Source organism: Meiothermus sp. Pnk-1, from assembly GCF_003226535.1.
Lineage (GTDB): Bacteria > Deinococcota > Deinococci > Deinococcales > Thermaceae > Allomeiothermus.
On record NZ_QKOB01000004.1, the window covers coordinates 34,151 to 46,505 of the forward strand.

At 69.3% G+C, this 12,355-nt stretch carries 16 protein-coding genes; all 16 read left to right on the forward strand.

The annotated features are described in order from the left end of the window. The first annotated feature begins 12 nt into the window (after nucleotides 1–12). Genes DNA98_RS07285 through DNA98_RS07355 form a run of 16 tightly spaced genes read left to right on the forward strand, consistent with a single transcriptional unit; the run spans nucleotide 13 to nucleotide 12,214 of the window. On the forward strand, nucleotides 13–240 hold the full coding sequence (locus DNA98_RS07285) for a hypothetical protein (RefSeq protein WP_110528460.1): 228 nt from the start codon (nucleotides 13–15) through the stop codon (nucleotides 238–240). Further along, nucleotides 237–2,498 carry a type IV secretory system conjugative DNA transfer family protein gene (locus DNA98_RS07290; protein ID WP_110528463.1) on the forward strand — a complete coding sequence of 754 codons (2,262 nt, stop codon included), beginning with the start codon at nucleotides 237–239 and terminating at the stop codon, nucleotides 2,496–2,498. Before DNA98_RS07285 ends, DNA98_RS07290 begins: the two co-directional genes overlap by 4 nt. Next, complete coding sequence (locus tag DNA98_RS07295; RefSeq protein WP_110528466.1) at nucleotides 2,488–2,697, forward strand: hypothetical protein; 210 nt, start codon at nucleotides 2,488–2,490, stop codon at nucleotides 2,695–2,697. The genes DNA98_RS07290 and DNA98_RS07295 overlap by 11 nt, the downstream gene beginning before the upstream one ends. Continuing rightward, the gene (locus DNA98_RS07300; protein ID WP_233493144.1) at nucleotides 2,678–3,169 is read left to right on the forward strand and encodes a hypothetical protein; all 492 of its coding nucleotides are present in this window, start codon (nucleotides 2,678–2,680) and stop codon (nucleotides 3,167–3,169) included. Before DNA98_RS07295 ends, DNA98_RS07300 begins: the two co-directional genes overlap by 20 nt. Before the next feature lie 3 nt (nucleotides 3,170–3,172). Continuing rightward, the gene (locus DNA98_RS17655) at nucleotides 3,173–3,421 is read left to right on the forward strand and encodes a hypothetical protein (RefSeq protein WP_146237984.1); all 249 of its coding nucleotides are present in this window, start codon (nucleotides 3,173–3,175) and stop codon (nucleotides 3,419–3,421) included. Beyond that, entirely contained in the window at nucleotides 3,411–3,677 is a 267-nt protein-coding gene (locus tag DNA98_RS07305) for a hypothetical protein (RefSeq protein WP_199489365.1), read from the forward strand. Before DNA98_RS17655 ends, DNA98_RS07305 begins: the two co-directional genes overlap by 11 nt. Continuing rightward, nucleotides 3,662–4,120 carry a lytic transglycosylase domain-containing protein gene (locus DNA98_RS07310; protein WP_110528469.1) on the forward strand — a complete coding sequence of 153 codons (459 nt, stop codon included), beginning with the start codon at nucleotides 3,662–3,664 and terminating at the stop codon, nucleotides 4,118–4,120. Before DNA98_RS07305 ends, DNA98_RS07310 begins: the two co-directional genes overlap by 16 nt. Beyond that, the gene (locus DNA98_RS07315) at nucleotides 4,084–5,049 is read left to right on the forward strand and encodes an AAA family ATPase (protein WP_110528471.1); all 966 of its coding nucleotides are present in this window, start codon (nucleotides 4,084–4,086) and stop codon (nucleotides 5,047–5,049) included. Before DNA98_RS07310 ends, DNA98_RS07315 begins: the two co-directional genes overlap by 37 nt. After that, on the forward strand, nucleotides 5,049–6,674 hold the full coding sequence (locus DNA98_RS07320) for a hypothetical protein (protein WP_110528475.1): 1,626 nt from the start codon (nucleotides 5,049–5,051) through the stop codon (nucleotides 6,672–6,674). The genes DNA98_RS07315 and DNA98_RS07320 overlap by 1 nt, the downstream gene beginning before the upstream one ends. Nucleotides 6,675–6,677: 3 nt before the next feature. Then, complete coding sequence (locus DNA98_RS07325; protein ID WP_110528478.1) at nucleotides 6,678–7,268, forward strand: hypothetical protein; 591 nt, start codon at nucleotides 6,678–6,680, stop codon at nucleotides 7,266–7,268. After that, nucleotides 7,265–7,669, forward strand: coding sequence for a hypothetical protein (locus DNA98_RS07330; RefSeq protein WP_110528482.1), 405 nt, complete (start codon nucleotides 7,265–7,267; stop codon nucleotides 7,667–7,669). Before DNA98_RS07325 ends, DNA98_RS07330 begins: the two co-directional genes overlap by 4 nt. Next, nucleotides 7,666–8,613 carry a hypothetical protein gene (locus DNA98_RS07335; protein ID WP_233493145.1) on the forward strand — a complete coding sequence of 316 codons (948 nt, stop codon included), beginning with the start codon at nucleotides 7,666–7,668 and terminating at the stop codon, nucleotides 8,611–8,613. The genes DNA98_RS07330 and DNA98_RS07335 overlap by 4 nt, the downstream gene beginning before the upstream one ends. After that, nucleotides 8,610–9,824 (forward strand): hypothetical protein, encoded by a 1,215-nt coding sequence (locus tag DNA98_RS07340; RefSeq protein ID WP_110528485.1) that lies wholly within the window; start codon nucleotides 8,610–8,612, stop codon nucleotides 9,822–9,824. The genes DNA98_RS07335 and DNA98_RS07340 overlap by 4 nt, the downstream gene beginning before the upstream one ends. A gap of 12 nt (nucleotides 9,825–9,836) precedes the next feature. Then, a complete protein-coding gene (locus tag DNA98_RS07345; RefSeq protein WP_110528487.1) occupies nucleotides 9,837–11,237 on the forward strand; it encodes an S-layer homology domain-containing protein in 1,401 nt (466 codons plus the stop codon). Between the two features lie 9 nt (nucleotides 11,238–11,246). Continuing rightward, complete coding sequence (locus tag DNA98_RS07350) at nucleotides 11,247–11,873, forward strand: hypothetical protein (RefSeq protein WP_110528489.1); 627 nt, start codon at nucleotides 11,247–11,249, stop codon at nucleotides 11,871–11,873. Continuing rightward, the gene (locus DNA98_RS07355) at nucleotides 11,870–12,214 is read left to right on the forward strand and encodes a hypothetical protein (RefSeq protein ID WP_233493146.1); all 345 of its coding nucleotides are present in this window, start codon (nucleotides 11,870–11,872) and stop codon (nucleotides 12,212–12,214) included. Before DNA98_RS07350 ends, DNA98_RS07355 begins: the two co-directional genes overlap by 4 nt. Nucleotides 12,215–12,355 lie beyond the last annotated feature (141 nt).

The window sequence follows — 12,355 nt, forward strand, 5'->3', positions numbered from 1 at the left end:
TTGAGAGGAAGCATGGAACTGAACACTTCTGATCTGATCGAAGGCAAGGAGCTGCTCGGACGCTGGTTCACCCACCGGGGCCGCGACTGCGTGGTGCGGGCGGTGGGCAAGGTACAGGAAACGCCCGGTCGGGCCGGGAATGAGGTGGGCACCTGGCAGCTCGAGGTGGACGGGCAGGTCCTCGAGCGGGTCTACGGCACCCTGGACGCGGCCACCCGGAGGTTGGCAGAACGGGTATGAGCGTGGCCCGGCGGCAGTCCCTGCTGGAAGTCCCCACCTCCCAGAAGCTCCTACGGTTTCTGGGAGGCTTGGTCATTCTGGGCACCCTGGCCGGAGCCCTCTGGCTGGTGGCGCAGAGCGCAATGGAGGTGGCCTCGCAGATGATGCGGGCCGGGTGGGGCGGCCCTTTGAAGGCGGCTTCGCCCGGGGAGCTGATCCTGCGCTGCAACACCGACTTCACCGGCGGTTGCTCGCGGCTGTTCAACGAGCTCTGGCAGAAGGCCCTGCCGCTGGACACCCTGCGGCTGGTGGTGGCGGCGGGGTTCGCCCTGGGGATGCTGCCCTTCCTGATCCGCCCGCGCCGCCCGCGCAAGCTGCCGGGGCAGGGGCGCTGGGCCACCGCCAAAGACCTGGCGGGCTACCTGGGCGAGAAGGGAACCGGCTGGTACGGCCTGTTCGAGGGCAAGCCGCTACGGGTGCCCCCCATGGAGCGGCGCACCGGGACGCTGGTGGTGGGCAAGCCGGGCGGGGGCAAGACCACCGGCTACTACCAGCCGAACCTGCTGCTGGACGCCCGCGACGGCTGGAGCGCGGTCGTGTTCGACCTCAAGTGGCCCGACGAGGGCGGGCTGATGGAGGCGGTGAGCTACTACCGCCACTTCGGGCGGGCGGTGTACACCTATACGCCCTTTGCCGAGGGCTCGGCCCGGATCGCCCTGCTGGAGGGGGCCGAGAACCCCCAGGAAGCCTCCAACATCGCCGACATCCTGGTGCCCCGGGTGGCCGACGGGGGGGCGGAGTTCTACGCCAACCTCGAGCGGATGCTGCTGGCCGGGCTGGTCTGGATCGAGGGGCAGGAGGGGCGCTACTCCCTGCGGCACATCCTCGAGGTGCTGCGGCAGGGCAAGGAGGAGCTCAAAGCCTACGCCGAGGTGCGCCCGCACCTCAAAGAGCGGATCGGGGCGGTCTTGCAGACCCGGGAGGACATCCTGGCGGGAGTGGTGGCGGGGCTGGCGGGGAAGCTGGCCCTCTTCGAGAACGACCGCCTGGACGCCTCGAGCCTGCCCGGGACGGGGGCCGTGCCCTGGGAGCGCTTCTTCGGCGAGCCCAGCCTGCTCTACATCGGCATCCCCCAGGAGCACCTGGAGGGGGGCAAGGCCACGGCCCTCTTGTGGCTGGTCAAGCGCATCCTGGACCGGGAAATCCACCGGGCCGCGGCCCGGGGCGGGGGGACGCTCAAGACCCTCACCTCGGTCTACCTCGACGAGTTCACCGCCTTCGGCAAGCTCCCCGGCATCGAGGACAACCTCAAGACCATGCGCTCGAAGGGGGCAGCCTTCCACATCAGCGTGCAGAACCTGGCCAACGGGCGCTCGGTGTACGGGCGGGACGTGTGGGAGAGCATCCAGGGCACCTTCGGGCAGCAGGTGTACCTGCTCGAGCGCCTCTCGGAGGAGGACCGCAAGTGGCTGGCCCGCACGCTGGGCTACGAGACGGTGGTGGGGTACTCAAGAAGTTCCTCCAAAAGCGGCTTCCTCTCGGGCAGCGAGGGAGAGGGGGAGCGCGAGGAGGCCCGCTTCCTGCTCTCGGCCGAGGAGATGCGCGAGGTCAAGAAGGGCGAGACGGTGGTGATCCTCGACGGCAAGCCGCCGGTGCGCACCTACCTGGGGGGGATGTGGGAGCGGCGGCACCCCCTGCACGCCCTGTACGAGAAGGCCAGAAGGCTCAGGGCGGGACAGGGCGGGACTCCCGCGCCGCGCCCTGAGCAGGCCGCCGAACCGCCCGCACCGCTACCCCACGCTCCGCTCGGTGAAACTACGCCACCTTCGCCGCCGGTGACCGGGGATCCAGAAGCCAGCGATCCCCGCAGCCTGGAGTCTTACATTCGCCGCCTGGCGTCCACGATGCCGGTGTTTCAGCGCTACTACCACAAGAAGACCACCACCGGGATTCGCTTCGTGCTGCCCGAGGGCTTCCCCCCGCCCGAGACCGCCTGGGTGCGGGAGGGCTGGGTCGAGGTGCGGGGCCAGAAGGAGCTCTCGCTCAACCTCACCAGCCGGGGGCTGGAGGCCCTGGAGAAGCCTTTCGTGGCGGCGCTGGTGCGTTGGTGCCGGGTGCGGGAGTGGGCGAGGCGGCAGGGCGTGGACGGCCAGGCCGAGGTCTGCATGAGCGGCGAGGAGGCCGAGACCGTCCTGCGGGAGTACGCGAAGAAGCTCCCCACGGAAGAAGGAAAGGTGCGGGTGGCGGTGCGGCTGGAGGCCCTGGGAGATGGAGCTTGAGGCGCGGGAGTTCTGGCGGCTGCTGGAGCACGCCACCTGGGTGGTGTGGGAGGGGCCGCTCTGCTTCGTGTGGCTTCCCGGCGAGGGTGGCCGAGTATTCCGATACGAGGATGCTCGTGTGGTGGTGCTGGCCGAGGGCGAAGCGGCCCTTGAAGTGGCCCGCCGGATGGGGGTGAAGGATGCGCTGGCTGTGGCTTAGTTTGCTGCTGGCGACGGGGATGGCGCAGGAGAGCGCGCCTGCCCTCTCGGAAGCCGAGGTGACCCGGCTCCTGGCCGCCGCCCGCAGCGAGGTGCTCCTGGAGATGAGCGTCTTCGACGACCGCGCCGTGGCCGAGGGCTACCGGGTGGCGGTGGGCGAGCGGGGGGCCAGGGGGTACATCCTCACCCGGGGGGACACCGCCGAGATCGGGGCGTCTTACCTCCCCTGGGCCTCCATCCTGAGCGGGACGGGGGCAAGACTGCTGGCCTACACCCGGGGGGACTACGTGGTGGTGGACCGCCAGGTGGCCGTCATCCGCGAGACGCGGATGGGGCTGCCGGTCTACCGGCTGGAGGAGAACCCGGGCCGGGTGGCGGCCCTGGTGCGGCAGTTCGTGGACGCCTACAGGGTGGCCCGCCCCTACTCGGTGGAGGGGCTGGTGCGACGTAGCGCGCAGAAATACGTGAGGTAGCGAGTGGAACGAGTCATGCGCATCGCAGGTTGGGCCGGAGTGGTGGTAGGGCTTTCGGGCGTGCTGCCGGGGGTTTTTCTTCTCCGGGGAGGCATGATCGAGTTCGGCATGGTGCTCTTGTTGCTGGGGGCCATCCTGCTGACACACGTAGAGGTGCTCGAGGAGATGCGGCAGGTGCGGCGGGCGCTGGCCCGGATCGCCCTGCATACCGAGCGGCCTCCGGCTCCGAAGGAGGAGGCCAGTGTTGATTGACGAGCAAGGGCAGGGGGTGGGCGCATTCACCCTGGAGGAGTGTGGCCACTCCGGGCGGCTGCTGTGGTTGGCGACCTGGGCCGCCGGGCGGTTCGGCCTGGGGGCGGAGTTCGTGGACGGGGCTCGCCTGCACGACGTGGGCAAGCTGTATGTACCGCGTTACGACCTGCTGAAGAGACCGCTCGACGAGTTCGAGGAGAGCGTGGTGCGCTTCCACGTCCTGGAGTACCTGGAGGCGGAATGGCCCGACTGTTAGCCCTGCTGGTCCTGGCCTCGTGGGGGCTGGCCTGTGGCCGCATCCCCCCTGACCTGGCGGGCTGGGCGGCCTACTACGCCCGGGGCTACGGCCTCGACCCCGACCTGCTGGTGGCGCTGGTCTGGGTGGAGAGCCGCTTCTGCCCCGATGCGGTCTCCCCCGAAGGGGCGGTGGGACTGGGGCAGATCATGCCCGCGACCGGGAAGGCCATCGGCATCTCGCAAGAGCGCCTGGCCCACCCGCAGTGGAACCTGTGGGGTACGGCCCGGCACCTGCGGCAGCTATGGGACAGCTTCCGGGACTGGAGGTTAGCCCTCGCCGCCTACAACGCCGGGAGCGGCGCGGTGCGCAAGTACGGGGGCATTCCCCCCTACCCCGAAACGCAGAAATACGTGAGGGACGTGCTATGGGTGTACCGGTGGTTGAAGAACAGAAAAGCGTAATCCGGGTACACGAGCGCTTCCCGGAGGAGTTCGCCCGGCTCATGGAGCGGCTGCCCCCCTGGGTGCGGGTGGAGGTGGAGGGGCACCGGGACAGCCTGGACGAGATCGTGCTCGACCTGGGCAAGCCCCTGATCTACACGGCGGCGGATCAGGTCTACGTCCTGGAGGGGCGGGAGGTGTCGAAGGACGACCTCTCCTACCTGACCCACCGTCTGGGCGGGTTCAAGGAGAACAACCGGGCCGGGCTCGAGGGCACCCTGCACCGCGTCAGCCGCATCCAGGACGCCTACGGCGAGACGGTGGGAGTGACCATCCGCATCGGGCGCTTCGTGATGGGGGTGGCGGAGGCGCTCCGGCCCTGGCTCGAGCAGAGCGGCTCGCTGCTGGTGGTGGGGCCGCCCCGCACCGGCAAGACCACCCTCTTGCGGGACATCGTGCGTATTCTGGCCGGGCGCTACGGTCCCCGGGTGGCGGTGGTGGACACCTCCAACGAGATCGGAGGGGACGGCAAGCTCACCCACCCCGGCATCTCCCCGGCCCGGCGGCTCCAGGTGCCCGATCCGCCCTCGAAGAACCAGGGCTGGGTGATCTACCAGGCCATCGCCAACCACTCGCCCGAGGTGGTGGTGGCCGACGAGATCGGCTACAACGAGGACGTGTTCCAGTGCCTCACCGCCTCGAGGCGGGGGGTGCGGGTGGTGGCCACCGCCCACGGCGAGACCATCCTCGACCTGCTGGAGAACCCGGTGCTGCTGCCCATCCTGGGCGACCCGGAGGGTGGCAGGCGCAGAAGCCGCCCCTCCTTCGCGATGTGCCTGGAGGTGCGGGGCAAGGGGAAGTTCGTGCTCTACCCCGAGTTTGCCGAGGCCCTGGACACCCTGCTGTCGGGGGGTGAACCCGAGGGCTTGCGACTGGGGAGGTGGGATTGATGCAGAGATGGATACTGGCCTTTTTGATTCTGGCCGGGATAGCGTTGGCCCAGGACCCCCGCTACCCCGACACCACGCGCTACCTGGTGAGCGCCCCGGACTATCGTCTCGAGCGGCTGCCCCTTTTGAAATGGCCCTTCATCGAGGTCTTGCGGGCCGACCGCTGGAAGCAAAACCAACAGGCGCGGGCGGAGGGCAAAGCGCCGGTGGCCCACGAGTGGCGGCTGCCCATGAGCGACCTCACCACCACCCAGGAGGTGGCCCGCGACCTGAGGCGGGCCTGGCAGCGCTTCGAGGAGCGCTATTACTGGCACGTCATCACCCGGCTCAACAACCCCGCGCTCTACGCGGTGTACTGCTGGGCCGGGCTCAAGGGGCCCGACCTCGACCCACCCCTGCCGGAGGTGCGGGTGGACGTGCCCTCGGGGACGGTGCCGCAGGGGTTTGACCCGGGGCTGGGCTGGCCCTTACCGGCGGCCCAGGGGCAGCACATGCTGGACGCCTACTGGCCCATCCCCCAGGTGGATACCGGGGACTTCTGCGACAGCCTCGGCCTGCAAATCCTGCCCCTGATGTACGTCCCTGGGTTCTGCATCGACATCGAGGCCATCGGCTTTTCCTGGTGCACGCCGGGGTATGAGGAAGGCGAGCCCTTGTGGTTCAACGACGCCGAGGCGCAGAACCGGGTCTCGGACGGTATCGCCCACGCCATAGCCACCTACTACCCCGACTACCAGAAGGACGTGCTGATAGCACTGAGGCCCCGGGTGCCCACCGATTTATCCGATCCTACCCGGCTCAGGGTCTTCGCCCCCATGCCCTGGCAGGCCCACGTCCTCGAGGGGGGGGCGGTGGTCACGCCGGTGATGCGCACCCTGGACGGGCTTACCCCGCAGAACCTGGTGAGCGAGGCCCAGGGCATCTTCAACACCCTGCGGCAGGCCCTGCCCCGCCTCCCCGAGGCCGAGCGGCTGGCGGGGACGGCCTACTACTACCAGGCGGTGCGGGGGCTCTCCCGGCTGCCCTTCCTGGCCCCGGTGAGCAACCAGCTTTCCGGCCTCATCAGCGGGATGGACGAGAAGGTGATGGAGAAAGCCCTGCTGGCCCTGGCCGCCGCCGACGAGGGGAGCAAGCTGGCCGGGAAAGACCTCTTCATCAACAGCAAAAACGCCCCCGGAGCCTGGCGGCTGGAGGAGATCAAGCGCTGGTTCCCCCCTTCCAACCCCTACATCTACGAGCGGTTCGGCTACGTGAGCTTCTTCCAGGTGTGGAACCGGGCCGAGGTGACCACGGTGCCCGACTTTCGCGCCGACCGCAACCCGCTGGGGGTGGCGGCCTCACTGGGGATGCGGGCCATCTTTTACTGGTGGGTCCCGGTGCGGATCAAGGTCAACCTGATGCCCAACCCGCCCTTCATCTCCCTCTCGGGGTCGCTGGACTGGCCCCGGCCCATCCCGGTGCCCCCCTACGTGCTGCCCTTCAGCGCCGAGCGCACCTACTGGGGCTGGGTGAGCGTGCCCGAAGGGTATGAGGTGCCCAGGGTCAAAGGCACCCCGGGGCTGGGGGTGAGCGGGGTGGATATTCCCGGCTTCGGGCCGGACGTGTACGACATCCTGTTGAGGTGAGCGATGCGCTGGACGTATGCACTGGTACTGACGGTTTTCCTCGGAGGAGGAAGCCTGGCCATTGACGCCAAGGACTTCAAGACCGCCTATGACCTCCTGCGCAACGGGCTGTGCAGCCTCAAGATCACCTGCTTGCTGCCCAAGGACATGATCTACCCGGCGGACTGGCAGGCCGATGTGGAGGCGCGGCTGGCCCGGGCGCGGGAGGTGCTGCTCATCGGGGACGTGCAGTCCTTCCAGCCGGTCCTGGGCTACCTCGACGCCTGGCTCAGGACCACCGACCCCACCCGCAAGCAGAACCGCCCGCAAATCTTTGCGGTGGTGCCCCAGGAGCAGATGGTGTGGTTTCGCGGCTGGACGGAGAACCCCGAGCTGGCCGGACTGGTGAAGGTGGCGGCGAGCAGCAACGAGAACGAGCCCCTGGGGGTGGTGGGGCGCACCGGGCTACCCCTGCTGATCCTCGATAACCAGGCGGTCTACCTGCCCACCTGGTGGCAGCTCGAGGGCCCCACCCTGCGCCAGGTGCTCACCTGGGGGCGGCTGCTGGTGGACCAGATCAGGGCCGCCAACCAGCGCAAAGAGGAGGTCAAATGAGGCTTCTGGCCCTGCTGCTTCTTCTGGGGGCGGCGTTTGCCCAGGGGCAGCAGCAAATCCTCTTCCAAACCCCCAACCTGGCCCAGGCGGTGGGTTGGGTGGCGGGCGTGGGGGGACAGGACGCCCTGGTGATCGGCGACCTGCCCGACCCCGCCTTCGCCCGCGCCCTGCCGCCCCGCACCCGCGTCCTGGTCTCGGGGGCCCTGCCCTCGTGGGTCAGGACCGGGATGGAGGTGCGTTACCTCAAGGGGCTCAGGGGCCGGGGGATGCTGCTCATCGACCGGAGGTATTTCGTGGTGAGGGACAAAAAGGGTCTATGGACGGTACTGGCCAGCCCGGAGATCGGGATGCAGGTGGCCTACTACCTCGAGCAGCTCTGGCAGATGGGAGGGCGGGGATGAGGGCCGCGCTCTTCCTTCCGTGGCTCATGGGCCTGGCCCTGGCCCAGGGGGTGGACTGCTCGAGCGTCCCGCCCTCGCTCATCCCCACTTTGAGCGCCCGGCCCACCCCGAGCGTGAGCGTCTCCCCGGGGGGGCTGGCCGCGCCGGGGAGCTTCGCGGTGCAGGCCGACGCCCGGGCCTACGTGGCGTCGGCCACCCTGAGCGTGAGGGGCGAGCAGAGGTGGGGAGACTACGGCCCGCAGGTGCTGGCGAGCTGGGGCGGCTCCCCTACCGCCACCGCGAACTTCGGTCCCCTCGCCGCGAGCGCCAACGGCACCTACACCTTCACCCTCTCCGCCCAGGTCTGCTACCGGCTGAACGGGGCGGTGGTGGGGGAGGAGCTCAGCGCCCAGGCCCGGGTTCCCGTGTTCATCCCCTGGACCACCGCCGACCTGCCCTGGTTCTTGTGGAAGGAGGCCGAGGCCGCCAACTACATCAAGGGCCTGGCGAACGACGTGACGGGAGGGCAGCCCATGTTCGTCGAGGGCCTGGTCACCGGGTTAGCCGAGCCGGTGCGGGCGGTGCTGCGCGACTACCTGGTGAAGGGCTACCTCAACCAGGGGAACTTCCCGCCCGCCTGCGCGGGGTGGTGTTACGCCATCGCGCCAGTGCAGCTTCGCCTTTACGCGGTGCAGGGGGTAGGGGAGCTGTTCCAGCAGGGCTGGGCCAGCCTGGGGCTGTACGGCGGCCAGAAGGACAGCCGCTCGTACGAGCTCGGCACCAAAGGGGTGGCGGGGGTGCTCGTGGTGCGGGGATACCGCCACGACTATATCCTGCTGTCTGCGCGGGGCGATTTCAGCGACGCGACCCAGGTGATCGAGATGCCCAAGGGGGCTAGTGAGTTATTCCGCAAGGCCCTCTCCCTCTCGGCCTTGCAGCAGAATGCGCGGGAGGTGCGGCCATGAGGTGGGCCATCGGCGTATTTCTGGCGATGGGGTTCGCGACGGCCCAAACCACCAGCGGCAGCCTCTCCGACCTGGCCGGGCTAAAGCAGGTGCTCAACGCACCCGGGGAGCTGCACCTGGTGGTGCCCCAGATCACCCCCTGGGCCTTGCAACTCGCGCAGTGGCGCACGGCGGGGCCCACCACCTTCTACATCCCCCAGAGCGAGGCCCCCAAGTACTGCGGCAGCCCGCTCCCCATCCGGGTGCTCCCCGGCAGCGTCAAGGAGCCGCTGGGCCTCATTGTGGGGCAGGGCGGCAGCCTGGAGGGGATCGCCCTCCGGGGGTTGGGGCTCATCTACGACCCGGGCTGGGCCGAGAACGACCGCATCGCCCTGTGGATGGGCCTCTCGGGGCCGCGGACGGGGCGGGCCTGGGTGGAGGGGAGCTGGACGGGCAGCCTCACGGCCCGGGTGGAGTTCCAGGTGACGGAACGCTACCTGGGCGACCCCGTAAGCAGCAGCTACCTGTTCAACCACGTCTGGAACGGGGCGGTGCAGGACGTGCGGGTGCAGGGGTATGACCCCTACCGCATCTACACCGGGGAGACCCTGCCCCTGGTGGAGGCGGGCGGGACGGGGCGGGGGGATTGCACGCTGCGCTCGGTGACCACCGTGGTGGAGGTGGGGGTGGACACCAACCGGACGGCCCGGTACACCGGCCCGCTGGGGAACAACTATACTTTCAGCTTCAACCCCGGCACCGGAATGGAGACCTTCCGCGCGGTGGAGTACGCCGCCACCTGCGGCCCCTTCGGGTGTGGGTGGCGCGGGTACTACATCTACGACCTCCAGGGGCGCAACCGGGGCAGCGGCTCGGGCACCCAGTGTGGATGGAACTGGTGTACGCAGGCGGACATCTATCCCCTCCGGTACGAGACCCGCAAGACCCAGGAGGAGGTCACCGCGCGGATTCGGCCCTGGCTCGAGCGCACCGTGTGGCAGGCCCAGGGCACCTTCCCGGTGGAGCCGGGGGGGATCGTGCGGGTGAACGGACAGGCCTACCAGATCCCGGGGCTGGAGGGCTACGGCAGAAGGCCCCAGGGGGTGGGGATCGAGTGGATGCGCGGGGAGCCCTACGTGAGCTACCTGGCCCGGTCTACCGGGATCATGGGCGGGGAGGTCTACCGGGGACAGGTGATGAGCGTTCGGGAATATTGTACAAAAGTGAGGTAATATGTTATTGCTATGCTTTCACGAGAACAGCGTTCGCGTCTGGCAAAAACCGCCCTCTCTGTCTGGAGCGCCAGTCTAGGGCTGGCCCTGGCCCAGCAGGCCCCCTTCACGGATGTCCCCCCCACCCTGGAGGACATCCGTTTCCTCTATCAGAAGGGCATCGTGCAGGGCTACCCCGACGGCACCTTTCGGGGGCGTGAGTATATGACCCGCTATCAGGCCGCCGCCATGCTCTACCGGGCCTACCTGGTCTTCGCCGACGACGTGGCGCGCCGGGTGAGGGAGGCCCTGGCCCAGGACTCCCAGGCCCGGCTCGAGGAGGCTTTCGCGGCCATCCGTGACCTTCAGGAGGCCCTGAAGATCGTGCAGGAGGCGATGGCGGACTACCCCGAGGTCAGGGCCGACCTGGAGGAGACCCGCAAGAACGTGGAGGGGCTGGCCGAGGAGCTGGCCCAGGTCTCGAGCCAGATGGTCACCCGCGAGGAGATCGGCGACCTCATGGCCTCGGTGGGCGCGCTGGAGGGACTCATCCAGCGGGGTGAGGAGGGCCTGAAGGCCCTCCAGGCCCGGGTGAACGTCCTCGAGGGGGCCTTGCGGGACCTCGAGGGGCGAATCCAGGCCGGGCAGGGGGAGCTCAACAAGAAGGTCTTCGACCTTGGCGGGCGGGTGGACGCCCTGGAGAAGGGGGGCCGGAACCGTCCGAAGCTCAGCGTGGGGGGTTCGGTCGGCCTCTCGGACGGACAGCCGGACGGGGAGGTGTTCGTCCGGGGTGAGGCGAACGGGGTACGGCTCGCCGGACGGGTGAACCCGGACGGGGTACAGGTACGGGCCGAAGGGGGCGGGCTCACCCTCGAGCACGTCCAGAAGGACGGGCTCTCGGAGAGCCGGGCCGGGTATCGGCTGTTCGAGGGGGTGGCCCTGGGGCTGGAGGTGGGCTACGGCGACTCGACCTTCGGGGTGGCCCGGCTCATCCACGAACCGGACGGGGGCCTGATCCCCGGGGTGGTGGCCGAGGCCGGGGCGGGCGCGGGCTTCCACGAGGGCAGCCTCTCGCGCAACCTGCTCTTCGTCCGGGCGGGCTACCGCTTCGGCGGCGTGACCCCCAGCCTGGGGTACTGGCGCTACCAGGGCGAGGAGCCCTACAGCCTGCTGGAGGGGCGGCTGGACTGGCAGGCCGACTTCGGCAGCCTCGGGGGGTACTACCGGCTGGTGGCCTTCCCCGGAAGCGGAAACAGGGGCAGCGAGTGGGGGGTGCGCTTCACCTCGAGCGCCAACCCCTTCGTGGAACTCGGGGTGCGGGGTACGGAAGGGCTGGTGGCCGGTGAGCCAGGCAGCTTCAGCTTCCGCTACCAGAACGCCACGGCCAGCCGGACGGACTTCACGGTGCGGGTGGGGTACAGGCTGGAGTTCTAGGAGGCAGCGGTGAAAAAGTCTGTGCTTCTCGGGGGGGCCGCGCTGGCCCTCCTGGTCTCTGGATGCGACGTGATCTCAGGGGTGGCCGGGGAGTTCCAGCCTGCCGCCCTGGTGGAGGTGACGGGGGCGCTCGAGGGGATGTGCGTTCGCCTGGACGCCCTGAAAGAGGGGAAGCTGACCGGTAGCTGGGAGGGGTGTGCGAAGCCGTACAGCTTCCGGGTGAACCTGCCGGACGGGGCGTACACCCTGGTCGGACAGGCCGGACGGGACGGCCTGGTCTACCAGGAGGGCCGGACGGACGCCACCGTGAAGAAGGGGGGGCGGACCACGGTGCCCCTCTCCCGCAAGCGGGTGAGCGTACAGGTCACGGCGGCCTGGCTCGACCCGGCGCAGGGCGGACTGGCCGAGGCGTGGATGCTCCCCCAGGAGGCGGTGGGGGTGCCCACCTACGCCGACGAACCCCCCTCGAGCCTGAAAGGGCGGGTGCTGGTGGCGCGGGAGGTGGTGGCCCAGGCTAAGGCCACCCTCTCGGTGCCCACCGGGAAGGACGTGGCCTTCCGGCTGGTGCAGGGAGAGACCCAGGGGGTGACCCGGGTGAGCCGCCTGGAGGCGGACGGGAAGGTGGTGGTGCCGTGAACGAGGAACCCCGGACGGACACCCCCTGGGCCTTGTGGGTACTGGCGGGGCTGGCCTACCTGGGGTACCTGACGATGGCAGCCCTGGATGCCCCCACCCTGCTGATCGTCGTAGGGCTGGCGGTGCTGCCTGCCCTGCGGCTGCTGCCGGACGGGATGCTCCTCGGGGTGGGAGTGGGGGTGGGCTGGTTCGTGAGCGGGCTGGGTCTGCACCCGTTCACCCTGGTGGGGCTGGTGCTGGCCTCGCAACTGCTGGCCCTAGCCGGTGGCCGGAGCGAGCGGTGGGGGTGGCTTATCGGAATGGCGGTGGGCTATGTGGGCGGACTGTGGGTGTCCCGATAGGACACCCCGGACAGGACAGGTAGGGACACCCTCCTGAACCGATAGCTTTTGTTGCTTTCTTGTCCTAACTTCCCTCCCCCCCGGACACCCCCTGTCCTTTCGCGCGTGGGAGAGAGAAAAACGCTAAAGTGGGCGAGGTTG

Coding starts and splice junctions, on each gene's coding strand:
- DNA98_RS07300 (WP_233493144.1), top strand. CDS start 2,678: ATGCGCTGGCTGTGGCTTAGTTTGCTGCTGGCGACGGGGATGGCGCAG.
- DNA98_RS07310 (WP_110528469.1), top strand. CDS start 3,662: ATGGCCCGACTGTTAGCCCTGCTGGTCCTGGCCTCGTGGGGGCTGGCC.
- DNA98_RS07315 (WP_110528471.1), top strand. CDS start 4,084: ATGGGTGTACCGGTGGTTGAAGAACAGAAAAGCGTAATCCGGGTACAC.
- DNA98_RS07340 (WP_110528485.1), top strand. CDS start 8,610: ATGAGGTGGGCCATCGGCGTATTTCTGGCGATGGGGTTCGCGACGGCC.
- DNA98_RS07330 (WP_110528482.1), top strand. CDS start 7,265: ATGAGGCTTCTGGCCCTGCTGCTTCTTCTGGGGGCGGCGTTTGCCCAG.
- DNA98_RS07325 (WP_110528478.1), top strand. CDS start 6,678: ATGCGCTGGACGTATGCACTGGTACTGACGGTTTTCCTCGGAGGAGGA.
- DNA98_RS07295 (WP_110528466.1), top strand. CDS start 2,488: ATGGAGCTTGAGGCGCGGGAGTTCTGGCGGCTGCTGGAGCACGCCACC.
- DNA98_RS07290 (WP_110528463.1), top strand. CDS start 237: ATGAGCGTGGCCCGGCGGCAGTCCCTGCTGGAAGTCCCCACCTCCCAG.
- DNA98_RS07335 (WP_233493145.1), top strand. CDS start 7,666: ATGAGGGCCGCGCTCTTCCTTCCGTGGCTCATGGGCCTGGCCCTGGCC.
- DNA98_RS07345 (WP_110528487.1), top strand. CDS start 9,837: ATGCTTTCACGAGAACAGCGTTCGCGTCTGGCAAAAACCGCCCTCTCT.
- DNA98_RS07285 (WP_110528460.1), top strand. CDS start 13: ATGGAACTGAACACTTCTGATCTGATCGAAGGCAAGGAGCTGCTCGGA.
- DNA98_RS07320 (WP_110528475.1), top strand. CDS start 5,049: ATGCAGAGATGGATACTGGCCTTTTTGATTCTGGCCGGGATAGCGTTG.